This window comes from Flavobacterium sp. (genome assembly GCF_004295795.1).
Lineage (GTDB): Bacteria > Bacteroidota > Bacteroidia > Flavobacteriales > Flavobacteriaceae > Flavobacterium.
In genome coordinates this window covers 141,398-165,873 of sequence record NZ_SEBR01000002.1, presented here as the reverse complement: position 1 = coordinate 165,873, position 24,476 = coordinate 141,398, and the positions used below count along the sequence as shown (strand labels likewise).

The 24,476-nt window shown below is 46.4% G+C and carries 15 protein-coding genes and 4 tRNA genes; all 19 read right to left on the bottom strand.

The features are described 5' to 3' along the window. Positions 1-83: 83 nt before the first annotated feature. Positions 84-4,706 carry an autotransporter-associated beta strand repeat-containing protein gene (locus EOO49_RS01865; RefSeq protein WP_290842181.1) on the bottom strand — a complete coding sequence of 1,541 codons (4,623 nt, stop codon included), beginning with the start codon at positions 4,704-4,706 and terminating at the stop codon, positions 84-86. A gap of 175 nt (positions 4,707-4,881) precedes the next feature. Further along, positions 4,882-8,244: a MopE-related protein gene (locus EOO49_RS01860; RefSeq protein WP_290842180.1), complete on the bottom strand. Its 3,363-nt coding sequence runs from the start codon at positions 8,242-8,244 to the stop codon at positions 4,882-4,884. Positions 8,245-8,613: 369 nt separating this feature from the next. Then, the gene (locus tag EOO49_RS01855; protein ID WP_290842179.1) at positions 8,614-8,928 is read right to left on the bottom strand and encodes a DUF3467 domain-containing protein; all 315 of its coding nucleotides are present in this window, start codon (positions 8,926-8,928) and stop codon (positions 8,614-8,616) included. Between the two features lie 2 nt (positions 8,929-8,930). Beyond that, positions 8,931-13,232, bottom strand: a complete 4,302-nt coding sequence (gene rpoC, locus EOO49_RS01850; protein ID WP_290842178.1) for a DNA-directed RNA polymerase subunit beta' — start codon at positions 13,230-13,232, stop codon at positions 8,931-8,933. Between the two features lie 116 nt (positions 13,233-13,348). Next, a complete protein-coding gene (gene rpoB, locus EOO49_RS01845) occupies positions 13,349-17,161 on the bottom strand; it encodes a DNA-directed RNA polymerase subunit beta (RefSeq protein WP_290842177.1) in 3,813 nt (1,270 codons plus the stop codon). 267 nt (positions 17,162-17,428) lie between these two features. Next, positions 17,429-17,806 carry a 50S ribosomal protein L7/L12 gene (gene rplL / locus EOO49_RS01840; protein ID WP_290842176.1) on the bottom strand — a complete coding sequence of 126 codons (378 nt, stop codon included), beginning with the start codon at positions 17,804-17,806 and terminating at the stop codon, positions 17,429-17,431. A 127-nt stretch (positions 17,807-17,933) separates the two neighbouring features. Beyond that, positions 17,934-18,449 (bottom strand): 50S ribosomal protein L10, encoded by a 516-nt coding sequence (gene rplJ, locus EOO49_RS01835; RefSeq protein ID WP_290842175.1) that lies wholly within the window; start codon positions 18,447-18,449, stop codon positions 17,934-17,936. A 19-nt stretch (positions 18,450-18,468) separates the two neighbouring features. After that, on the bottom strand, positions 18,469-19,158 hold the full coding sequence (gene rplA / locus EOO49_RS01830; protein WP_290842174.1) for a 50S ribosomal protein L1: 690 nt from the start codon (positions 19,156-19,158) through the stop codon (positions 18,469-18,471). A gap of 15 nt (positions 19,159-19,173) precedes the next feature. After that, entirely contained in the window at positions 19,174-19,611 is a 438-nt protein-coding gene (gene rplK, locus EOO49_RS01825) for a 50S ribosomal protein L11 (RefSeq protein WP_290842173.1), read from the bottom strand. 64 nt (positions 19,612-19,675) lie between these two features. Next, positions 19,676-20,227, bottom strand: coding sequence for a transcription termination/antitermination protein NusG (nusG, locus tag EOO49_RS01820; RefSeq protein ID WP_290842172.1), 552 nt, complete (start codon positions 20,225-20,227; stop codon positions 19,676-19,678). A gap of 10 nt (positions 20,228-20,237) precedes the next feature. Further along, positions 20,238-20,432 carry a preprotein translocase subunit SecE gene (gene secE, locus EOO49_RS01815; RefSeq protein ID WP_290842171.1) on the bottom strand — a complete coding sequence of 65 codons (195 nt, stop codon included), beginning with the start codon at positions 20,430-20,432 and terminating at the stop codon, positions 20,238-20,240. A 14-nt stretch (positions 20,433-20,446) separates the two neighbouring features. Beyond that, positions 20,447-20,517, bottom strand: a tRNA-Trp gene (locus EOO49_RS01810). Positions 20,518-20,573: 56 nt separating this feature from the next. Further along, entirely contained in the window at positions 20,574-21,767 is a 1,194-nt protein-coding gene (gene tuf / locus EOO49_RS01805; RefSeq protein WP_290842170.1) for an elongation factor Tu, read from the bottom strand. Positions 21,768-21,818: 51 nt separating this feature from the next. Continuing rightward, a tRNA-Thr gene (locus EOO49_RS01800) sits at positions 21,819-21,890 on the bottom strand. 352 nt (positions 21,891-22,242) lie between these two features. Continuing rightward, positions 22,243-22,323 (bottom strand) — tRNA-Tyr (locus EOO49_RS01795). 67 nt (positions 22,324-22,390) lie between these two features. After that, positions 22,391-22,464: transfer RNA gene (locus EOO49_RS01790), tRNA-Thr, on the bottom strand. 91 nt (positions 22,465-22,555) lie between these two features. Further along, positions 22,556-22,858 carry a ribosome-associated translation inhibitor RaiA gene (gene raiA, locus EOO49_RS01785; RefSeq protein WP_290842169.1) on the bottom strand — a complete coding sequence of 101 codons (303 nt, stop codon included), beginning with the start codon at positions 22,856-22,858 and terminating at the stop codon, positions 22,556-22,558. Between the two features lie 23 nt (positions 22,859-22,881). After that, positions 22,882-23,784, bottom strand: coding sequence for a tyrosine-type recombinase/integrase (locus EOO49_RS01780; RefSeq protein ID WP_290842168.1), 903 nt, complete (start codon positions 23,782-23,784; stop codon positions 22,882-22,884). Positions 23,785-23,844: 60 nt separating this feature from the next. After that, entirely contained in the window at positions 23,845-24,039 is a 195-nt protein-coding gene (gene rpsU / locus EOO49_RS01775; protein ID WP_191021501.1) for a 30S ribosomal protein S21, read from the bottom strand. Between the last annotated feature and the right edge of the window lie 437 nt (positions 24,040-24,476).

Genomic DNA, 24,476 nt, shown 5'->3' with positions numbered 1-24,476 from the left:
GATATACCCGACAAATGTAGACATTCTTACAAATAAAAAAACCCTTTCTCGACGAAAGGGCTTTTTAATGAGGAGTTTATCGATTAACGTACGGTTTTTCGGATAATTGTGCGTCCGTCGGTTGTTTGTATACTGAGAATCATCACTTGATTAGCTGCGGTTCCCGCCAGTGTCACGGTATTGGCGCCGATGTTGTCGACTTGCTGCAACAGTTTTCCGACCACATCGTAAACCTTCACAGACGACATCTCGAGAGCGCCGCTGTTGATGATAACGTTATTGGCCTGAGTGTAAACTACCACGGCGTTGTCTGCCGGCACTGGATTGTTCGTTCCTAGCGAGTTCTCGTAAAGCACTTCGAATCGGCTTTCGAAAACACCTGCTTCCGAAGTGAAACTGTAAGCTCCGTCATTCAGGTTGTGAACCGTTCCTGACAGATTATCTCTTAAGTAAACATTTTGTCCCGATGCGAAAAGACCGTCGGCCTGATCAATCGCGATCGCGTAAGTTCCGGCTGTCGTCACCTTGAATCCCATCGGAACCACATCGGCTGCATCAAAAGGAAGCGGACGTCCTTGAATAGCGAATTTTCCTTCCGTAAGTTTTGAATAAAACTCGATTTCGCCATCGTTGAAGAATCTTCCGTCGATTCCGTTGTCTTTGGCAAGCGTTGCTCCAGTCACATATCCGATAAGCGTCTGTGAAAACGCACCTTGCGCTCCTGTAGCATTCAACCAAACGCGGTGACGCTCCACGACATTGGCCGAACGGAAAAACTGGTTCGAGTTGTTGCCCGAGCGCTGTAGGTTGTTGAAGTTCACTGAAGCATCGTTGTCTGCCGATTCCACGATAAAACCTTGACCTGTACGGATAATCCCGTTCGGATCGACGTTTTGTGGTTGCCCGTTGCTTACGAAACCAAGACCTTCTGTCCATGTGCTGTAAGTCGGATTGGCTGTGCTGTTGGTTTTTCTCCAGAAATAAAGCGTTCCGGTGATCGCGCCTTCGTTATCGTTGACGAAAGTAAGCATGTCAATCGGAGACGGATAAGGGTTTCCTACCGCGTGGAAGTTCTCGCCTTCTCCAGCCGCGGCGATTGAAACCGAAACCGGACCGTTTCTCAATGTTCCGTTGAATTCCCCGTTCCAGATTGTTGCAGTTGTTGGATGATTGTTAGGCATTCTAATCAAATAACCGACACCTTCGGCGAAAGGCGTAGTATTCGGATTGTTGACCGTATTGTATTGATTCGAGCTAGAGTTGAAAGTATAGAAACGTCCAACGAGCGTGGCGGGAGAAAACGGCAACAGATTTTGTCCGATTACAGGAGAAGACCAAAGCGTATAATCCTGACGCATCAAAGCCGAACTGTTTCTCTTCACCTTAGTGACTCCAGAATTCACAGCATTGCTGATCTGGATAAGGTTGGCGTTGTTTTCGATAGTGAAATTGCCCGTAGAAGTGATAGCGCCGTTAACCGTCAGGTCGCGACCTGAAAGAAGCGTAAGCAAAGTGCCGCCTTGAAGCGTGATCGTGTTTGCGAATGCATCTGCGGTGATTGTCGATTGTGGTGTTCCTTGCGGAATCAAGACATCGCTAGTAATGATCGGCACAGAGCCGCAAGACCAGTTTCCGGCCGTGTTCCAGTCAGTGTCGACATCACCCGTCCAAACCGTGGCGTTAGTCAAAGTGATCGTAGCATTTCCTGTCATGGCGGCAGTGACGTTGCAAGTTCCGGAGTTGTTGATCGCGTTTACGGTGTAAGTTCCGGCGATTGCCTGGTTTCCGAAGTTCAAAGCCGAGCCTGTTCCCGCAACGACCGATCCTACATTCACATTTCCATTTCTGACCAATTGGTAGCTGATTCCCGTTTCAGATCCGGAAAGTCCTACTGGAATTCCGTTGCTATTGCAGGTTGATCCGCCTCCTGTTACTGTGAAAGCCGATGGTGTCTTGCAGATTACGTTTCCGGAGAAAATAAAATCATTTATACTAAAAGTCCCGCCGGGAGCACTGGCTCCATAAGCATAAAACCTAAATGTCACAGCACTTTGAACTTGCTGAAAAGATGAAAGAGATATTGTAGTTCCAGAACCAGTTGCCGTTCCGATGTTGGCTGTAAATCCATCAATACTTGATCTGAATGCAAAACTCGTCGGCCCCGAACCTGATGCTTGTGCGTTGTACACAAAACTAGAAAAGTCAATTTCATATCCTGAGGCAGGTGTAAGTGTAAATTCAAAATAATCATCAGCATCAAACGAAGTAGAATTCCAACCTTGCGCGCTATATCGGTCATTTGCGGAAGCTGCAGAAATTCCAGGCCCGCGCGAAATTCCGCTTACCGTAAGATTCGAGGCGAAAGTCTGACCGATAATATAAGGGTTCGACGTAGAAGGATTCGTTCCGGTGATGGTATTGGCGAAAATAGAAACCGGAGCCAAAGTAATAACGACATTTCCTGTAGTAGCCTGAGTAAGCGTTCCGCTGTTCGCGTGCAAAGTGTAAGTTCCGGCGGCATCGATCACAACGTTCGAGAAAGTTGCAACACCTGCAACAGCCGAAGCCGTCAAAGTGCCACTAATGCTTCCCGGTCCTGACGCTTTCGTCAAAACAACCGAGCCCGTGTAATTTGTATCTGTCGAGTTGTCCGGACGTTTGGCTTCCACGGTAAAAGATGTCAAAGCAACACCTACGTTTCCGGTTGCAGGAAATCCGTTGAAGGCAAGATGGTTGGCCGCGGCCAAGGTCGTAAACGTCAAGACCGGTCCGTAATGGTAGGTTGTTCCGTCAAGCGCGTAAGCTCTGAACGAATAAGAAGTTCCAGGAGCAAGTGAAGTTAACGCCAAAGAATAATTTCCTGTGGTCAAACCTGCTACGGGCGTTGTAGTTGTTCCGGTTCCACCGTTTGTAGGTGTTCCGTTTACCGACGTCTGAGAATAGACGAAACCTTTCGCAGAAGTCGACGGACAGCTTCCCAAAGAAGTAAGCGCTCCGTTAAGCGTTGCAATTTGGTTATTGATTGCCGTCGCAGCGGATGTCGTAACCACGGCATCGACTTGAGAAGCGCCCGATCCGGTAAGTCCGATTGTTGGTGAATTACTTCCTGACGTGCTGCTTGTAACTGTTATCGTACCTGAACTTGGCCCAGCCAAGGTTGGCGTGTAGATTACGTTAAAGGTTGCTGAACCGGATGCCGGAATCGTCGTGCTTGAAAGTCCGCTGAAAGCAAACTCCGGATTGCTCGTCGCCAATGAAATTCCGCTGGCCGCAGCCGAACCCGTGTTGTTGATCGTATATTGTACCGTGCTGCCTGAGCTTCCCAAACAGATGTTTCCATGAGCGGTTGGCGTTCCTGAAATCGTCAAAACCGGAGATGAAGAACCAGTAACAGTAAAGGCCGCACTAACTCCAGGAGCAAGATTTTCACCACTTGTGCGCGTAGCCGTAATCGTGGCGCCCGTGCCCGCAGATGAAAGCGTAACGCCACTAACGGTGACAGAAGAAGTTCCTGCTGCGATCGTTCCAGTTGTCGTTCCACCGATTACACCTGCAGTTCCGTTTGTGGAAAGTGCGAAAGTGGATGCGCTCGTAAGGTTGACTGCAACTCCGTTGTAATTTTGGGCTTGTACCGTCACACTGAACGACGAGCCTGCAATTGGCGACGCCGGAGAAATTGACGTAACTCCATATTTATAAGCCGGTACTATTTCGCCTGTTGAAAGCATTATGGCTGAATAGTCTACCGATGAAATCGTGAATTTGATTTGTGACAACTGAGCCGCAGTCAAACCTGCCGTAGAAGTTCCCACCAAAACTTTTCCCGCAGTTCCGGTTGTTGCCGCTCCCACAGTTCCAGTCCAACCCGTAATCGTCAACGTTTTTCCTGCCGTCCAAGACAATGCATTACTGGCCGCAAATGCTATCGTGTGATTTGTAGATCCCAATGCCAATGTCGAATTTTCAGAAAGCGCCAAAGTTCTTGTTACGGAAGTTCCCTGAGTAAATCCTCCCGTCGTTAAAGTTCCTCCGTTAAAAGTAACCGTTCCTGATGTCGGCAATGCATTTGCAGCTCCAAGTGCGAGCGAACCTGATGTAATAGTAGTTCCACCGCTGTAAGTGTTTGCTCCTGAAATCGTGAGGATACCTGTTCCTGCTCCTGTTTTGGTAAGTTTTCCTGTTCCGCTAAGAATTGCGGTTATGTTAATGTTTCCGGTGTTGTCGGTGGCGACAATATTTTCGGTCGTATTGCCCAACAAAACTCCCATCGGTCCAGCCTGAGATGCTTGCAAAGTAAGTACGCCTGTACCGTTGTGCCTAATAATCGTATTCGGTACTGAATTGATGGGCGCTCCAAAAAGACGAAGAAGACCTGATGAGCTACTGCTACCAATGTTCAAAGCAGTAGTTCTTGTGTTATCTACAACAACAGCTCCAAGATTGAGACTGCTGGTATTCATGTTGATTCCGACAGTCGTACCGCTAAACGCACTTGTAAACGTGGCAACATGCATGTTCGATGTCGTTGTGGTGCTTTGAGAACCCGCATAGCTTCCGCCGACCCAGTTATTTCCAGTGTACCAAGCAGAGTTACTGTTGGCTCCCCAAGTTGCACTCGTATTTTGGGCCGATAACTTCCCCGAAAAACCTAGCGTCAAGAGGCAAAGCAATGCCAACGCTTGAACAAAACGTACTTTTTTTCCCATTAGGTTATATTTAAGTTTGGACATTTTCCTACAAACAATTGACACTGTAAGCAAAAAAATGACTGTAAAAATACTCATTTAAAGCACAAAGCCTAGTTTTCGTGAATTAAAAAAACCTTAATAAAAAAAGCCCTCCGTTTCCGGAAGGCTTCTTTTCAAAAAAAACAACACAACTTTATCTTTTGATAACTCTCAAAGTCTTTATGTTCTCACCTTGGCTTACAATGATGTTGTAAACTCCAGATGGATAGCGTTCACCGAATTGTTGCATTTCAACAAGTTCAGTAGCGAATTGACGCTCTTCGACAAGCTTCCCGATCATGTCATAAACCTTTACTTTCACGATTTCTTCACCCGTTACGTCCATGTCAAGCGCAAAGCTTTCGGCGTATGGGTTTGGATAAACGACAGCTCTGAAAGTACCTTTTGGCAAACTCTCTTCACCTTTCACGACTTCTCTGGTCGCGCCTGGTGCAGTTACCAAACAAGCTTCTCCGTATGGACTCCAAGATCCGGCAGTCATTACCGCCACACGAACGGCATATTGTCCGCCTGGAGCGTAATTGGAAACCATGTTGAAGTTGAAGAAGTGGTAAGGTTTGTCAAGTACAAGCGTAGTGAAATCTGTGAAGCTCGTGATTTCGAAACGGTAAGATGTTACGCGGTTCAAGCTTACAGTCGGGATGAAAGTACCAGGATTCGGAGCCACGTAATCGCAGTTTACCAAAGTTGGAACAACCGGCGAACTCACGAAACAAGGCGTTCCGTAGTTTCCGTAAGCACCTGTTGTCTTCATGGCAACTTCTATTGAGTAAGTCGTTCCGTAGTTGAAAGTGTTCAACATGGTCAAAGCGAACCAATGAAGCGATCTGTCGATGGTTTGCACCTGATTGGTGTTCGTATCGGTAATTCTGAAACGGTAGCCGGTAACGTTTTGCAAACTCGTTGTCGCAATCAAAGTGCTAATCGAAGCCAAAGTCGCTCCACATTGTGATGGATTGATTGCCGATGCGCCGCCCGAACCAGCAATTGCCGGAGTCGAAACATTACAAGGCGCTCCGTATTGTCCCGCCCAGTTTCCTGAGATCGCGATTTCCACTTCAATCTGGTAAGTCGTCGCGTAATCGTAAGAACCAAGAGACGTCAACTGGAAGTTTGGCGAAGTTCGGGTCGTAACCTGAACTTGGTTCGTAGCAAGATTCGTCACGCGGAAACGGTAACCCGTAGCGTGATTTTTCGTGATCGCTCCAATGTGCGTGCTGATTGACGGCAAAGTCGTTCCGCATTGCGATTCGAGGATTTGCGTGAAAACCGGCGCTCCGCCTTCGTCTGTCTGACCGTTGCAGTTATCGTCGATTCCGTTGCCAGGAATTTCGGTCGCTGCCGGATTGATAGCCGCGTTGGTGTCGTTACAATCGATCCCGATGTTGGTTGTAGTGTATCCGACAGGGATTGCCGCACCGTAACAAACAGTTTCAGTCGCACCTGTAGTGTATCCGTCTCCGTCGAAATCAACGAACAAAGACGCACTTCGGTAAACGTTCGCATTGTTGTCGTTACAGTCCAAACCGATGTTCGAGGCCGTAAAGCCAGCCGGAACAACCGATCCGTAACAGATCGTTTGCGTAGTTCCGTTGTTGTATCCGTCGGCATCATTATCCACATAAAGCGCTGCAGATTGCCAAACGCTGACATTTCCGTCGTTGCAATCTGTGTTGTTTGTCACGCCACACGCAACCTGAATCAACGATCCGAAACCGTCGTTGTCAAGATCTGCATATTGGATCTGGTTGTCGTTGCAATCTGAGTTGTTTGTCACGCCACCGCAAGCCACCAAAGTAGTCGATCCGAAACCGTCGTTGTCGACATCGGCATAACGCAATTGGTTGTCGTTGCAATCTGTATTGTTTGTCACGCCTCCGCAAGCTACCAAAGTAGTCGATCCGAAACCGTCATTGTCAAGATCTGCGTAACGCAATTGGTTGTCGTTGCAATCTGAATTGTTCGTCACGTAACCTTGTGGTTGTGTACAAGTCTGGATTGAGACGTTAGGATTTCCGAATCCGTCCGCATCCAAATCCTGATAAAACGTAGTTGTTCCGACAAGGGACAAGCTAGGATCTTCTCCATCGACAAGTCCGTCACAGTCGTTGTCGATTCCGTCGCAGATCTCGACCGCACCCGGATGCACCGCGCTGTTCAAGTCATTGCAATCGCCGCTGACAGTCACGTAACCCGCAACCGGAACGCAGCTTGAAATCGAATCGTCTGGATTTCCATATCCGTCTCCGTCAGCGTCAGCGTAATAAGCGATTCCGCCGGCGTGAACCGTATTGTCGTTGTCGTTGCAATCGTCGTTGTTCGTAACGCCGTCGCAAGCCGCAAATGTATTTGATCCGAAACCGTCACCATCGGCGTCAATGTAAAGCAAAACGCTGTCATCACAGTCGATGTCGATGTCTTGGTCAGTATAACCTTCAGGATTCGAGTTTCCGTAGCAAACATCCACAGATTCACCTGTATTGAAACCGTCTCCGTCCGCGTCGACGTAGAAAGTTCCCATTCTCCAGATATTGGCATTCGAATCGTCGCAGTCTGAACCATTGTCGACTGAAGTGTAACCTTGCGGCACAGTCGCACCGTAGCAGATCGTTTGCGATCCGTCGTGGTAGCCATCGCCGTCCATGTCGACGAAAAGTGTCGCGCTTCTGTAAACTGCATTGTTGTTGTCGTCGCAGTCCGATCCGTTCGTGGTCAATGAATAACCGTTTGGAGCAGTCGCGCCGTAGCAAACCGTGATTTGTCCGACGTTATAACTGTCGCCGTCATTGTCGATATAAAGCAAACCTGATGTGTAAACACTCGAGTTGTTGTCGTTACAGTCCGTGCTGTTCAAAACCCAACCTGGAAGCGGCGTACATCTTACTTGGGAAACCGATGCGTTTCCGAAACCGTCTCCGTCGTTATCCGCGTAATACGTTTGGTTGCCGCTTACCGTGAAAGTCGCTTTGTAGTTGGCACCGTTGTTTCCGGCGTAGATCGTTCCTCCGTTGCAAGTCACAGTTGCATCCGAATAGACCTCGAGCGTGTAATTCCCGACCGCAAGTCCGTTTAGCAAATTCACTGTCAATCCTGCGTTTGACCAGATTTGGTCAGCTCCGCCGCATCCGTTGTTGAATCCGGACGAATAGGGCAAAGAACTGTTCGAGAAAGTCCCGCCTGCGCCAGATGTCAGGTAAACGCGGTAGTAGATTCTTGTGCTTGACAAGTCGCATCCTCCGCATTTGTAAACCTTGTGTTCGGCTCCTTTCAGGACAAGTCCTGTGGTAGATCCTTGACAGAAAGTCCCAAGGTTCGTGCCTTGAAGATCAGGATTGGTTGTAGCGGCTTGCAAGTCGTAGTAGGTGTTGCCTCCGCCATTGACGTTCAACACGACGAAAGTCTCATTGAACCCGGCCGATTGTGCATAAGAACCGATTCCTGACAAGAGCAGGACAAGGCAACACACTCGGCTAATCGAGAGTAAAAGTTTAGTCATACAAATCAAATAATTAAATTAAGTGGACGTGATCTTTGTGGAACTTCCTTGTCGGGGCAAGACTATCAGGCGATTGCCTGTTGGACGGACCTTTCGGATTTCACGCGGCTAAAGTATATAAATTAACAATTCATTAGCAAAAAAATATTACAGTTCTCTTTACTACAACGTTTTCGTGTTGACAAATGCGGAAAATCAACGGCAAAAAATTACGTATCTCTTATTGCCAATGTTTTGATTTGCAAGAAAATCCGAACAAAAATACCTTTCCGAAAGGGTTTTCGGCTTTGGAAAAAATATCGGGTACTGAATTTATCGCAAACAAAAAAGGCCCCGGTTTCCCGAAGCCTTTTGCTGAATATGGTTTGTTTACGCTTGCCCCGCCGGACCGAAGTTCAACGGAATGGGCGCTTGTTCAAACTCTTTGATCTCACCGTGGACCGATTCGAATCTTTGAATGTTCTCTGCCAAAGCCTTGAGCAATCTCTTGGCGTGTTGTGGCGTGAGCACAATTCTCGATTTTACTTTGGCTTTTGGCGTGCCAGGCATAATACAAACATAATCGATGACAAATTCAGATGCCGAGTGGTTGATGATGGCCAGATTGGAATAAATTCCCTGTGCCGTCGCCTCGTCGAGCTCAATGTTGATTTGCCCTTGCTGTTGATTATTGTTATCAGACATGATTAATAATTGTATTCTTCTTTGTTAGCCATCATCTCATTGTAGTCTTCTTTCGAACCTACGATAAGGTTGTCATACTCGCGCATACCTGTTCCCGCAGGAATTCTGTGTCCAACGATGACGTTCTCTTTCAAGCCTTCCAGTGTATCGACTTTACCTGCAACGGCAGCTTCGTTCAATACTTTGGTAGTTTCCTGGAAGGAAGCCGCCGAGATGAAGGACTTGGTCTGCAAGGAAGCACGTGTGATACCTTGAAGGATCGGAGTTGCCGTAGCCGCGATTGCCTCACGAGCCACAACAAGGTTCTTGTCGTTTCGCTTCAACAACGAGTTTTCGTCGCGAAGATCACGTGGCGTAACGATCTGGCCCGGTTTCAGGTTGTCTGAATCTCCGGCATCTTCCACGACTTTCATTCCATACAATTTATCGTTCTCGATAAGGAAATCTTTCGTGTGGATCAATTGGTCTTCAAGGAACAATGTGTCTCCCGGATCCTGAACCTGTACTTTGCGCATCATCTGACGGATGACAACCTCAAAGTGCTTGTCGTTGATCTTAACCCCTTGCAAACGGTAAACTTCCTGGATCTCGTTCACCAAATACTGCTGTACTGCAGACGGTCCTTGGATTCTCAAGATGTCTTCCGGAGTGATCGCTCCGTCAGAAAGTGGCATACCCGCTTTTACAAAGTCATTCTCCTGAACCAGGATCTGGTTCGAAAGTTTCACAAGGTATTTGCGGATGTCACCGAATTTTGACTCGATCACGATCTCGCGGTTACCACGTTTGATCTTTCCGAAAGAAACCACACCGTCGATTTCAGAAACCACGGCTGGGTTCGATGGGTTACGCGCCTCAAGAAGCTCGGTAATACGCGGAAGACCTCCGGTGATATCGCCCGCTTTTGACGAACGACGCGGAATCTTCACGAGGATTTTTCCGGCCTTGATCTTCTCTCCGTCGTCTACCATAAGGTGAGCTCCGACAGGCAAGTTGTAAGAACGGATCAATTCACCGTCTTTTCCGTAGATCAAAAGCGTCGGGATGAGCTTTTTGTTACGTCCTTCAGAAATCACTTTCTCCTGGAAACCTGTCTGCTCATCGATCTCTACTTGGTAAGATTGACCTTGTTCGAGATCTTCGTAAGCTACTTTACCCGTAAACTCAGAGATGATAACTCCGTTGTATGGATCCCATTTACAGATCACGGCACCTTTGTCGACAGTATCACCGTCTTTTACGAAAATGCTCGATCCGTAAGGAATGTTATGTGTACTCAATAGAATTCCTGTAGTCGTGTCAACCAACTTCAATTCTGTAGAACGAGAGATTACGATGTCGACAACATTGCCTTCTGAATCGTCTCCTTTTACTGTTTTGAGGTCTTCGATTTCAACGCGTCCACCGAATTTTGCGACGATGCTCGATTCTTCAGACAATCCACCAGCAACACCACCAACGTGGAAGGTACGAAGTGTAAGCTGTGTACCAGGCTCACCAATTGACTGTGCTGCAATTACACCGACAGCTTCTCCTTTTTGGGTCATACGGCCTGTGGCAAGGTTACGTCCGTAGCATTTCGCGCAGATTCCTTTGTGGGATTCGCAAGTTAGAGGCGAACGGGTTTCAACGGCCTCAACCGGAGATTCCTCGATAGCTTTGACGATCGCTTCGGTAATTTGCTCACCTGCATGAACAAGGATTTCGTTGTTCAACGGGTTCACTACGTCCTGAAGTGCCACGCGTCCTAAGATACGCTCACCAAGAGATTCCACGATTTCCTCGTTTTTCTTCAAGGCTGTGATCTCGACGCCTCTCAACGTTCCGCAATCCACTTGGTTTACGATAACGTCTTGGGAAACGTCGTGGAGACGACGGGTAAGGTAACCCGCATCGGCCGTTTTCAAAGCCGTATCCGCAAGTCCTTTACGCGCACCGTGAGTTGAGATGAAGTACTCGAGGATCGAAAGACCTTCCTTAAAGTTGGAGAGGATCGGGTTCTCGATAATTTCACCACCACCGGCTGTCGATTTCTTCGGCTTTGCCATCAAACCACGCATACCTGTCAACTGACGGATCTGCTCTTTGGAACCACGGGCTCCGGAATCAAGCATCATATAAACCGAGTTGAAACCTTGCTGGTCTTCACGGATATTCTTCATCGCCATTTCCGTCAACTGCGCGTTGGCAGAAGTCCAGATGTCGATAACCTGGTTGTAACGTTCGTTGTTAGTGATAAGTCCCATGTTGTAATTCGTAGAGATACCTTCTACCTGCTCGCGGGCGTCGGCGATAAGTTTCTCTTTTTGCTCCGGGATACGGATATCACCAAGTGAGAAAGACAAACCACCGGTGAAGGCGAATTTGTATCCCATATCTTTCATGTTGTCCAAGAAGGCAGCCGTCGTAGGAACATTGGTTACACTCAAAATGTGACCGATGATGTCTCTAAGGTTTTTCTTGGTCAAGACGTCGTTGATATAACCTGCTGCTTCCGGAACTACCTCGTTAAACAAGACACGTCCTGCGGTAGTTTGGATCAGTTTGTATACCAATTCTCCGTTCTCGTTGAAATCTTTCGCACGGATTCTCACGCGTGCGTTCAACTCAACACGTCCTTCGTTCAACGCGATGTTACACTCTTCTGCAGAGTAGAAAGTAAGTCCTTCGCCCAAAATTTTCTTTTCTGGAGTCGACAAACGCTCTTTGGTCATATAATAAAGACCAAGTACCATGTCCTGTGAAGGTACAGTGATTGGAGCACCGTTCGCAGGGTTGAGGATGTTGTGTGAGGCAAGCATCAAAAGCTGTGCTTCAAGGATCGCCTCTGGCCCAAGTGGCAAGTGAACCGCCATCTGGTCACCATCGAAATCGGCGTTGAAGGCCGTACAAACCAATGGGTGAAGCTGGATCGCTTTTCCTTCGATAAGTTTTGGTTGGAACGCCTGGATTCCCAATCGGTGCAAAGTAGGGGCACGGTTTAGGAGCACTGGGTGACCTTTGATCACGTTTTCCAGGATGTCCCAAACTACCGGCTCTTTCTTGTCGATGATTTTCTTGGCAGATTTTACCGTTTTGACGATCCCGCGCTCGATGAGCTTACGGATGACGAACGGCTTGTATAGCTCGGCAGCCATGTCTTTCGGAAGACCGCACTCGAACAATTTCAATTCTGGCCCAACGACGATTACCGAACGTGCAGAATAATCGACACGTTTTCCAAGCAAGTTCTGACGGAAACGACCTTGTTTTCCTTTCAGGGAATCCGAAAGGGATTTCAAAGGACGGTTCGATTCAGTCTTGACTGCCGATGCTTTACGCGTGTTGTCGAATAGTGAATCCACTGATTCCTGCAACATACGCTTTTCGTTTCGAAGGATGACTTCTGGAGCTTTGATCTCCATAAGACGCTTCAAACGGTTGTTGCGGATGATGACGCGACGGTACAAATCGTTCAAATCGGAAGTTGCGAAACGACCACCATCAAGCGGCACCAACGGACGCAATTCTGGCGGGATGACCGGAACGACCTTCATGATCATCCACTCCGGACGGTTTTCGCGGTTTTGGTTGGCATCGCGGAAAGATTCCACAACCTGGAGACGCTTCAACGCCTCAGTCTTACGTTGTTTCGAAGTTTCGTTGTTCGCCGAGTGACGCAAGTCATAAGACAAGCTGTCAAGATCGGTGCGCGCCAACAAATCCATGATACACTCTGCTCCCATTTTGGCGATGAACTTGTTAGGGTCGTTATCGTCAAGATATTGGTTGTCTTGCGGAAGCGTATCGAGGATGTTCAGGTATTCTTCTTCTGTAAGGAAGTCGAGTTTCGTAAGCGTTTCTCCGTCAGGATGCTTGGCAATACCTGCCTGGATCACGACGTAACGCTCGTAATAGATGATCATGTCGAGTTTCTTCGAAGGAAGACCCAAGATGTATCCGATTTTGTTCGGAAGCGAACGGAAATACCAAATGTGGGCGATAGGCACGACAAGATTGATGTGTCCGACTCTGTCGCGACGCACTTTCTTCTCGGTGACTTCCACTCCGCATCGGTCACAAACGATTCCTTTGTATCGGATGCGCTTGTATTTTCCGCAGGCACATTCGAAATCCTTCACAGGTCCGAAGATACGCTCACAGAACAAGCCGTCACGCTCTGGTTTGTGCGTACGGTAGTTGATGGTTTCAGGCTTCAAAACCTCTCCTCTCGATTCTGCCAGGATTGACTCCGGAGAAGCAAGACCGATAGAGATCTTATCGAACCTTTTGATTGTTGTATTCTTATCTTTTCTGTTATTCATTGTCATAATAACTGATCTTTAAATTGAAAGTTGTCCTTAGAGTAGTGAGTATTCAGATAAGAGTACTGAGAAGTGTCCGAAGACTTATCCCAATACTCAAATCTTATAACTCAGGTTTACTCTTCCAAACGGATATCGAGTCCGAGACCTTTTAGCTCGTGCATCAATACGTTGAACGATTCAGGCAATCCAGGCTCTGGCATGGTCTCACCTTTCACGATAGCTTCATAAGTCTTGGCACGTCCTATTACATCATCCGACTTCACTGTCAGGATTTCACGCAATGTAGACGACGCACCGTAAGCTTCGAGCGCCCAAACCTCCATCTCTCCGAAACGCTGACCACCAAACTGGGCTTTACCACCAAGCGGCTGTTGCGTAATGAGTGAGTAAGGTCCGATAGAACGCGCGTGCATCTTATCGTCAACCATGTGACCAAGTTTCAACATGTAGATCACACCGACTGTCGCTGGCTGGTGGAAACGTTCTCCGGTTCCTCCGTCATACAGATAAGTGTGTCCGAAGCGCGGGATTCCGGCCTCATCGGTCAAGGCATTGATCTGGTCAAGAGACGCTCCGTCGAAAATTGGCGTGGCGAACTTTTGTCCTGTCTTCTTCCCTGCCCATCCTAGTACAGTTTCGTAAATCTGTCCGATGTTCATACGCGATGGTACACCAAGCGGATTCAATACGATATCTACCGGAGTTCCATCTTCGAGGAACGGCATGTCTTCTTCGCGAACGATACGTGCTACGATACCTTTGTTTCCGTGACGTCCTGCCATCTTATCACCTACTTTGAGCTTGCGCTTCTTGGCGATGTAGACTTTGGCAAGTTTCAGGATTCCCGCCGGCAATTCATCACCGACAGTAATCGTGAATTTCTCACGGCGCAAAGCACCTTGCAAGTCGTTCAACTTGATCTTATAGTTGTGGATCAAATCGTTTACAAGCTTGTTCGTCTCGTCGTCGGCAACCCACTGACCTTTTGAAAGGTGAGCGAAATCTTCTACGGCGTGAAGCATCTTGAGCGTGTATTTCTTTCCTTTCGGAAGTACTTCCTCACCCAAATCGTTCATGACTCCTTGCGAAGTTTTCCCGTTTACGATGTTGAACAACTTGTCTACCAATTTGTCTTTCAATTCGACGAATTTTACTTCGAACTCCATTTCAAGCGCGCCCAAATCGTCTTTGTCCTTGGTGCGTTTGCGCTTGTCTTTCATGGCTCTTGCGAACAATTTCTTGTCGAGTACGACACCGTGTAGCGATGGAGAAGCTTTCAACGAAGCATCTTTCACGTCACCGGCCTTGTCACCGAAGATCGCGCGAAGCAATTTCTCTTCCGGAGTTGGGTCAGATTCACCTTTTGGAGTGATTTTTCCGATAAGGATATCACCCGGCTTCACTTCCGCTCCAATGCGGATCATACCGTTTTCGTCCAAGTCTTTTGTAGCCTCTTCGGAAACGTTCGGGATGTCGTTTGTCAATTCTTCGTTACCCAATTTCGTGTCGCGCACTTCCAAAGAATAATCGTCAACGTGGATCGAGGTGAAGATATCTTCACGGACAACTTTCTCGGAGATCACGATCGCATCCTCGAAGTTGTAACCTTTCCAAGGCATGAACGCCACCTGAAGGTTACGGCCAAGAGCAAGCTCACCGTTTTGGGTTGCATAGCCTTCGCAAAGCACTTGACCAAGTTTCACGCGGTCGCCTCTGCGGACGATCGGCTTAAGGTTGATTGAAGTACTTTGATTGGTTTTGCGGAATTTGATGAGTTGGTACGTTTTCTCATCCGGATCGAAAGATACTGAACGCTCCTCGTCGGTGCGGTCGTACTTGATCGTGATGATCTGTGCATCAACGTATACGCAGGTTCCGTCTCCCTCGGCGTTGATCAGAACGCGGGAATCGGAAGCGACTTGTCTTTCAAGACCTGTTCCTACGATCGGAGCTTCAGGACGCAACAACGGCACGGCCTGACGCATCATGTTCGATCCCATCAACGCACGGTTCGCATCATCGTGTTCCAAGAATGGGATAAGCGATGCGGAAATCGAGGCGATCTGGTTAGGAGCAACGTCGGTATAGTGGATAACTGTCGGTTCAACGACCGGGAAGTCACCTTCTTCACGTGCAATGACACGCTCGGCAGTGATCGTTCCTGTGTTTTCCATTTCGATGTTTGCCTGAGCGATCAACTTTCCTTCTTCTTCTTCGGCAGACAAATAAATCGGCTCTGAAGCCAAATCTACTTTACCGTTGACTACCTCGCGGTACGGCGTTTCGATAAAGCCCATTCCGTTTACTTTGGCATAAACCGAAAGCGAAGAGATCAAACCAATGTTCGGACCTTCGGGAGTTTCGATCGGACACAAACGACCGTAGTGCGTGTAGTGAACATCTCGAACCTCAAATCCTGCTCTCTCACGTGACAAACCGCCTGGTCCAAGTGCAGAAAGACGACGCTTGTGCGTGATCTCGGCAAGTGGATTCGTCTGGTCCATGAACTGCGAAAGCTGGTTGGTACCGAAGAATGAGTTGATTACCGACGAAAGTGTTTTCGCGTTGATCAAATCGATTGGCGTAAACACCTCGTTGTCACGAACGTTCATACGCTCACGGATCGTTCTGGCCATACGGGCAAGACCTACTCCGAACTGCTGGGAAAGTTGCTCCCCAACTGTACGTACACGACGGTTTGACAAGTGGTCGATATCATCGATTTCCGCTTTGGAGTTGATGAGCTCGATAAGGTATTTTACTATCGTGATGATATCCTCTTTCGTCAAGACCTGCTTTTCGATTGGAATATCAAGATTCAACTTCTTGTTCATTCTGTAGCGACCTACTTCACCAAGGTTGTAACGCTGATCGGAGAAGAACAACTTCTCGATGATTCCGCGTGCTGTTTCCTCATCAGGCGGTTCTGCGTTACGCAATTGACGGTAGATGTGCTCAACAGCTTCTTTCTCCGAGTTCGTCGGGTCTTTTTGAAGCGTGTTGTGAATGATCGCGTAATCTCCCTGGTTTGCATCTTCTTTGTGCAAAAGGATAGATTTCACGTTAGATTCGATGATCTCTTCAACATTGTCCTTATCGATAATGGTGTCGCGATCAAGGATGATCTCGTTGCGCTCGATAGAGACAACTTCGCCCGTATCTTCATCAACGAAATCCTCGTGCCAAGTGTTCAAGACACGTGCGGCAAGACGTCTTCCGACATATTTTTTAAGACCGGTTTTGGAAACTTTGATCTCTTCGGCCAAGTCGAAAATCTCAAGGATGTCCTTGTCGCGCTCGAATCCGATGGCACGGAAAAGCGTCGTGACCGGCAATTTCTTTTTACGGTCGATATAGGCGTACATCACGTTGTTGATGTCTGTAGCGAATTCGATCCAAGAACCTTTGAACGGAATTACCCTTGCAGAGTAAAGTTTCGTTCCGTTGGCGTGGAAAGACTGCCCAAAGAAAACGCCAGGTGAACGGTGAAGCTGTGATACAACCACACGTTCGGCGCCATTGATAACAAATGTACCACTTGGCGTCATGTAAGGAATGGTACCGAGGTACACATCCTGCACTATCGTTTCAAAATCTTCATGTTCCGGATCTGTACAGTACAATTTCAGACGTGCTTTCAACGGCACGCTGTACGTCAGACCTCTTTCTATACATTCCTGAATGCTATAACGCGGTGGGTCGACAAAATAATCGAGGAATTCCAATACGAACTGATTTCTTGTATCAGTGATTGGAAAGTTTTCCATGAAAGTGTTGTAGAGACCTTCGTTGCCTCTTTCGTCGGATTTGGTTTCCAGCTGGAAAAAGTCCTTGAAAGATTTTACCTGAACATCGAGGAAATCCGGGTATGCCGGGATGTTCTTAGTGGAGGCAAAATTCAATCTTTCATTCTGATTTGTTATCATCAATAGACAAAATTTTGATTTAAAAAAAAGTAGTTTTTGTGTAAAACACTCTGAATCTTTACTTTCTTTTTTTAGACCCGAGACATCTTTAAAAACGGACCGAAAGCAGATTTGTCCATTTTTTTTCTTCGTATTCGGGCAAAAAGTTTTTCGGATCCTAAACGCATCGGCCAAAAAATCTGACCTCAAATTTATTATACGAAAAATGGTTTAGGCCTTTGGGAGCGTTCCCAAGGCCTAAACCTAGCTTATATAAAGCGGTTGGGCTTACTTAAGCTCAACTACAGCTCCAGCCTCTTCCAAAGATTTTTTCAAACCTTCAGCTTCGTCTTTAGAGACTGCTTCTTTTACGTTTGATGGAGCAGCATCAACTAGATCTTTAGCTTCTTTCAAACCAAGACCAGTAAGTTCTTTAACTGCTTTTACTACAGCAAGTTTAGAAGCACCAGCATCTTTCAATACTACAGTGAATTCTGTTTGCTCTTCTGCAGCGGCAACATCACCACCACCAGCAGCTGGACCAGCAACTACAGCAGCAGCTGCAGGCTCGATTCCGTACTCGTCTTTAAGGATTGTAGCAAGTTCGTTAACTTCTTTTACTGTAAGGTTAACTAATTGTTCTGCGAATTGTTTCAAATCTGCCATTTTTTCTATCGTTTTAAAAAATAGTTTGTAAAATATAATTTATAAATAGTGCGCGAAGGCGGGTGTTGACTGATGTCGAGAGCCGAAAGTCACCAGTCGAAGGACTGCACTTCCGAAGCTTTCAATCTTATCTTTCAGACAACGTTTTAACAAGTCCTGCGATAGTGTTACCACCCGACTTAAGGGCAGATACAACATTTTTGGCAGGAGATTGAAGAAGACCGATGATCTCTCCGATAACTTCGTCTTTCGATTTAAGGGCGATCAATGCATCCAATTGGTTGTCTCCGACGAAGACAGCTGAGTGAATGAAAGCACCTTTCAAAAGAGGCTTGTCAGATTTCTTGCGGAATTCCTTGATAACTTTTGCAGGAGCGTTTCCGTTCTCTGCGATCATGATGGCCGAGTTTCCAGCGAGAACAGTCGGTAGTTGACCGTAATCGAATTCTGCAGCTTCCATCGCTTTCTCAAGCAAAGTATTCTTGACTACTTCTAGTTTGATACCCGCTTTGAAGCAAGATCTTCTTAAGTTAGAAGTCGTTTCTGCGTCAAGACCGGAAATGTCTGTCAAATAGACAACATTAGTTCCTGCCAACTGTGCAGTCAAGTCTTCGATAACTTGTGATTTTTCTTGTCTAGTCATGATTAAAAACTTTAACTACTTATACAGCTTTGGTATCCAAAGGAATCGCAGGGCTCATTGTACTAGACAAGTGAATGCTCTTGATGTAAGTTCCTTTGGCCGCAGATGGCTTCAGTCTGATTAGTGTTTGGATGATTTCGTGGGCGTTCTCAGAAATCTTTTGAGCGTCGAAAGATACTTTCCCGATACCTGCGTGAACGATTCCTGTCTTGTCCACTTTAAAGTCGATCTTACCAGCTTTTACTTCGGTTACAGCTTTCGCTACGTCCATAGTAACTGTTCCGGTTTTAGGGTTTGGCATCAAACCACGTGGTCCCAAAATACGTCCCAACGGTCCTAGTTTACCCATAACAGCCGGCATAGTGATGATTACATCTACATCTGTCCAACCGTCTTTGATCTTTTGAAGATAGTCATCCAAACCTACGTGGTCTGCACCAGCAGCTTTGGCTTCCGCTTCTTTGTCTGGAGTAACGAGCGCTAGAACGCGGACGTCTTTTCCAGTTCCGTGTGGCAATGTTACCACGCCACGTACCATTTGGTTCGCTTTACGAGGATCTACTCCAAGGCGAACAGAGATATCAACAGACTCGTCGAATTTTGCAGAAGCGACTTCCTTAACCAAGGTAGAGGCATCTTTCAAAGAGTACAGCTTGTTTTTCTCGATTTTTGAAGCAGCATCTTTCTGCTTCTTTGTCAATTTTGCCATGTCTTAAATCCTGATTTAGAACGGAGCATCTCCCGTTACGGTTATACCCATTGACCTTGCAGTACCTGCAACCATGCTCATTGCTTTCTCGATGGTAAAGGCATTCAAATCTGCCATTTTATCATCAGCGATAGTTTTGATTTGGTCCCAAGTAACGCTAGCCACTTTTTTGCGGTTAGGTTCACCTGATCCGGACTTTAGCTTCGCAGCGTCCATCAACTGGACAGCGGCAGGAGGAGTTTTTACGACGAAATCGAAAGATTTGTCTTTGTACACGGTAATCTGTACCGGTAAAATCTTGCCGGGCTTGTCTTGGGTTCTAGCGTTGAACTGCTTACAGAACTCCATGATGTTAACCCCAGCAGCTCCCAAAGCAGGTCCAACCGGTGGCGACGGATTCGCAGCACCTCCCTTAACTTGTAGTTTAACTACTTTACTAACTTCTTTAGCCATTGTTTAAAAAATTTAGCACATCTATCAATTGGAAGCGATTGATGTGATTATAAAATGTAACAAATTATACTTTTTCAACCTGCATGAAGCTAAGCTCCAAAGGTGTCTTGCGACCGAAAATCTTTACCATGACCTCAAGCTTGCGCTTTTCCTCATTGATCTTCTCGACCGTTCCGTTGAATCCGTTGAACGGACCATCGATAACTTTTACGGTTTCCCCGATGTTGAACGGAATGGTTTGGCCGTCAGTTTTGACAGACAGTTCGTCGACTTTACCTAGCATACGGTTCACTTCCGAAATACGCAAAGGCACAGGATCGCCGTTTTTGACTTCTCCCAAGAATCCGATAACTCCTGTAATGGACTTGATGATATGGGGGATTTCTCCGATAAGGTTAGCCTCGACCATCACATAGCCCGGGAAATATACGCGGTCTTTTGTGATTTTCTTTCCATCGCGGACCTGCACCACTTTCTCGGTAGGAACCAATACCTGAGAGATATGGTCACCCATTCCAAGACGGTTGATCTCTGTCTCGATGTAATTCTTAACCTTGTTCTCCTGACCACTTACGGCGCGGACAACATACCATTTTTTCACACTACTTTCTGTCATCGCGAACGAATTATCCTTTTAACCAATTGTAAAATCCGGCGATAGCTTTAGAGAAAGTCTCGTCAACTCCCCAGGTAGCCAATGCGAATACTACAGAGAACACAGCCACTACGATTGTGTATTTCTGAACTTCTGCCCACTCTGGCCAGGTCACGTTCGATCTCAATTCCTCGAACGATTCGGATACATATTTAAAAACACTCATGTCTTTACGTTTTGCACGGGTGGAGGGATTCGAACCCCCATCAACGGTTTTGGAGACCGCTATTCTACCCTTGAACTACACCCGTTTATTAAAAACCAGCAGCGTAGGGTAACGCTGCTGGTTCAGTATTGCTAATTGTAATTAGTCAAGGATTTCAGTTACCTGTCCTGCACCAACTGTACGTCCACCTTCACGGATAGCGAAACGAAGACCTACGCTCAAAGCGATTGGAGACAACAAAGTAACTTCGATAGTCAAGTTATCACCTGGCATAACCATCTCAACTCCTGTTGGCAACTGGATAGTTCCAGTTACGTCAGTTGTACGTACGTAGAACTGTGGACGGTAGTTGTTGTGGAATGGCGTGTGACGACCACCTTCTTCTTTTTTCAAGATGTAAACCTCTGCCTTGAATTTAGCGTGTGGCTTAACAGATCCTGGCTTGATGATAACCATACCGCGACGAATGTCAGCTTTATCGATACCACGTAGCAAAAGACCTACGTTATCACCAGCTTCTCCACGGTCAAGGATTTTGCGGAACATCTCAACTCCTGTAATAGTAGAAGTCAATTTGTCAGCACCCATACCGATGATTTCAACTGGATCACCTGTGTTGGCAACACCTGTTTCGATACGACCTGTAGCAACAGTTCCACGACCTGTGATCGTGAACACGTCTTCAACTGGCATAAGGAATGGCTTGGCAACATCACGCACTGGCTCTTCGATCCATACGTCAACAGCTTCCATCAATTCAAGAATTTTAGGAACCCAGTTTGGATCGTTGTTCAATCCACCTAGAGCAGAACCTTGGATAACTGGTCCGTTATCTCCATCGTACTCATAGAAAGACAATAGATCACGGATTTCCATTTCAACAAGCTCCAAAAGCTCAGCATCGTCAACCATGTCAACTTTGTTCATGAAGACAACGATTCTTGGAATACCAACCTGACGTCCCAAAAGGATGTGCTCGCGAGTTTGTGGCATTGGACCATCCGTAGCAGCAACTACAAGGATAGCACCGTCCATCTGAGCAGCACCTGTAACCATGTTCTTAACGTAATCCGCGTGACCTGGACAGTCAACGTGAGCGTAGTGACGGTTAGCAGTTTCGTATTCAACGTGCGAAGTGTTGATTGTAATACCTCTTTCTTTTTCTTCCGGAGCGTTATCGATCTGGTCGAAAGATTTAGCTGCAGTCTTCGAAAAACCGGCTTCTGCCAATACTTTAGTGATAGCAGCAGTCAAAGTAGTTTTTCCGTGGTCAACGTGGCCGATAGTACCGATATTAAGGTGCGGCTTGTTCCGGTTAAAATTCTCTTTTGCCATTTTAAGTGATTTTAATCTTAGTTATATAATAGTGTTCAAAATTCAAAATTGAGCCAATGACGGGATTTGAACCCGTGACCTCTTCCTTACCAAGGAAGCACTCTACCCCTGAGCTACACCGGCAAGGACTTTTTCAACTCTAATTTTGAACGCAAACAAGTGGAAGCTGTTCACGTTCAAAGGTTTAGAATCTAGGCTTTCTTGCGAAAACCGAAAAACTATCGGCAGACACCGGTAGTTTTTATCTCTTTCAGAGTCTTTACGACAGCACTTAAAATCGCAAAAGCCATGTTTGAAGTGACTTTGAATTTCACGCAATCCGCAAGGGAGAACTCTTTTCAATTATCATAGTAAGACGACCTAACAAAAAACACTGGTTTCTTCCGATCACTCCCTACGGAGCCTTACTAAATCTTTTTATTTTGCTTCAAACACAAAAGCTATGCTTTGGGCGCGATCAAAATAAAAAGCTTTGTGGGGAGAGCAGGATTCGAACCTGCGAAGATTGCTCAACGGATTTACAGTCCGTCCTCGTTGGCCGCTTGAGTATCTCCCCTAACTTTTTTTATACCAATACTTTAAAGAACAAGTCAGTAAAAACTGACACCTTTTTTCTTCATTTGAGCCGATAGAGGGACTCGAACCCACGACCTGCTGATTACAAATCAGCTGCTCTAGCCAACTGAGCTACACCGGCATTATCAATAAAAAAAGTCCGCTATTTCTAACGGACTGCAAATGTATAGCATTTAAATTGTTATTCAAAACATTTTTCTGAAAAACTTCAATCAAATATGGGTGCGTATTTTTTCCTTTCTTTTCGTCAGTAAACGCTCCGCCGATTCTGCACATGAGTCAACTGCTTCCTCAAAACTTTTACACTGTTTTTTCACGATGAACTCGTCTCCGGGCACGTGAATCTTGAGCTCGACGATCTTGTTTTCCTTCTCACTTCCGTTATCGAGTTTCATAAACACATCCGAAGAAACAACTCTGTCATAATACTTCTCCAATTTATCCATTCTTTGTTGGACAAAATCTACCAGCTTTCCGTCGACAGTAAAGTTAACTGCATGCACATTTACCTTCATAATCAAAATTTTAATGGTTAAACTTAGGAATCACGTTGACTTCTGGGGTGAGCATTTCCGTACACCTGTTTCAATTCAGCCAAACTGCTGTGCGTGTAAACCTGTGTCGATGCCAGACTGGAATGTCCCAATAATTCCTTTACTGAATTTAGGTCGGCGCCGTTGTTTAGCAAATGCGTAGCGAACGTGTGCCGAAGAATGTGCGGGCTTTTTTTTACTTTCCCCGACACATTACTAAAGTAGCCATTTATGAGTCGATACACAAAGGAATCCGTCAATTTAACGCCTTTTAACGACAAGAAGAACAGGTCGTTGTCGTTAATCTGTTGTAAACCCGAGCGTTCCTTCAGATAGCCCTCGAGCTGTTGTGAAATTATTGGCAAAACGGGAAGAATCCGTTCTTTGTTTCGTTTTCCGACGACCTTCAAAGTGCCGTTCGACAAATCGAGATTCGAGACTTTGAGCGAAATCAGCTCGGCCCGCCGCATTCCCGTCGTGTAAAACAAATCGATGATCAGCTTGTCCCGTATTCCCTCAAATCCGGGCGCGAACTCCATTTCGTTCAGCACCGCATCCAATTCGTTTTCCGAAAAAGGTACCTGAATTTTCGTCGGAGCCTTCAAAGCCTTGTGTTTCAACAAAGGATTTCCCTCGATTTGTCTGGATTTGAGCAAAAACCTGTAGTAAGCCTTAAGTGATGAAATTTTTCGGTTGACCGATGTGTTCCCGATTCCGGCATCGACCAAAGAAACGATCCACGAGCGAATCTGTCCATAACCCACTTCATCGACATTGGCGTCTCCGAATTCCCGTTCCGCGAAAGCGCAAAAAGCTGAGAGATCGGTCACATAAGCCATAACCGTATGCACCGAGTAGTTTTTCTCCCGACGCAAATAGTCCTCAAAAGCCTGCTGATTCGACACCATAAAAAAAACCGCTTGCCCAAATATAGGCAAACGGTCTTTATTGTTTTAAAATCGGATAGACTAGTTTTCGAGGCCGTCCTTCATGTGCTGGATGTAGGCAGCTTTTTGCACCTGCATGCGGCGAGATACGGATGGTTTCACGAAAGCCTGACGAGCACGCAACTGACGTACAGTTCCAGTTTTGTCAAATTTTCTCTTGTAACGCTTTAGCGCGCGATCAATGTTTTCTCCGTCTTTAATTGGTATGATTAGCATGTGGACACCTCCTTTCGTTAAAATTTTGAGCGGCAAAGATACACCTAAATTATTAATTAACAATTATTAATTATTAATTATTTGGGCGTGCCGGCGGCGGGGTTTTCAGCAGCAGAAAGCAGTGGCAGTGGCAGATCGTTCCAAAACAAAAATCATGGAAGCCGCCGTCGGGCTGCGGGCACTCGCTTTTTTGCTGGGAAAAAAAAGGCGAAAACACCAAATACCGATTCAGCAAAAAGAGCTCAAACAATGCCAGCATCCCTCACGCATATCCGGTCAAGCAACAAAAAATCGGCAAAAATCAAATCCCCGACGTCACTCGAAAACATACACATACGTAATAATAATTATGAAAAAAAAAGAGCCAACCTTACCTTTTCTTTCAATGCCGCTATCAGCAAAAAAAACGGAGCCCATATCGAGCTCCGTCCATTATC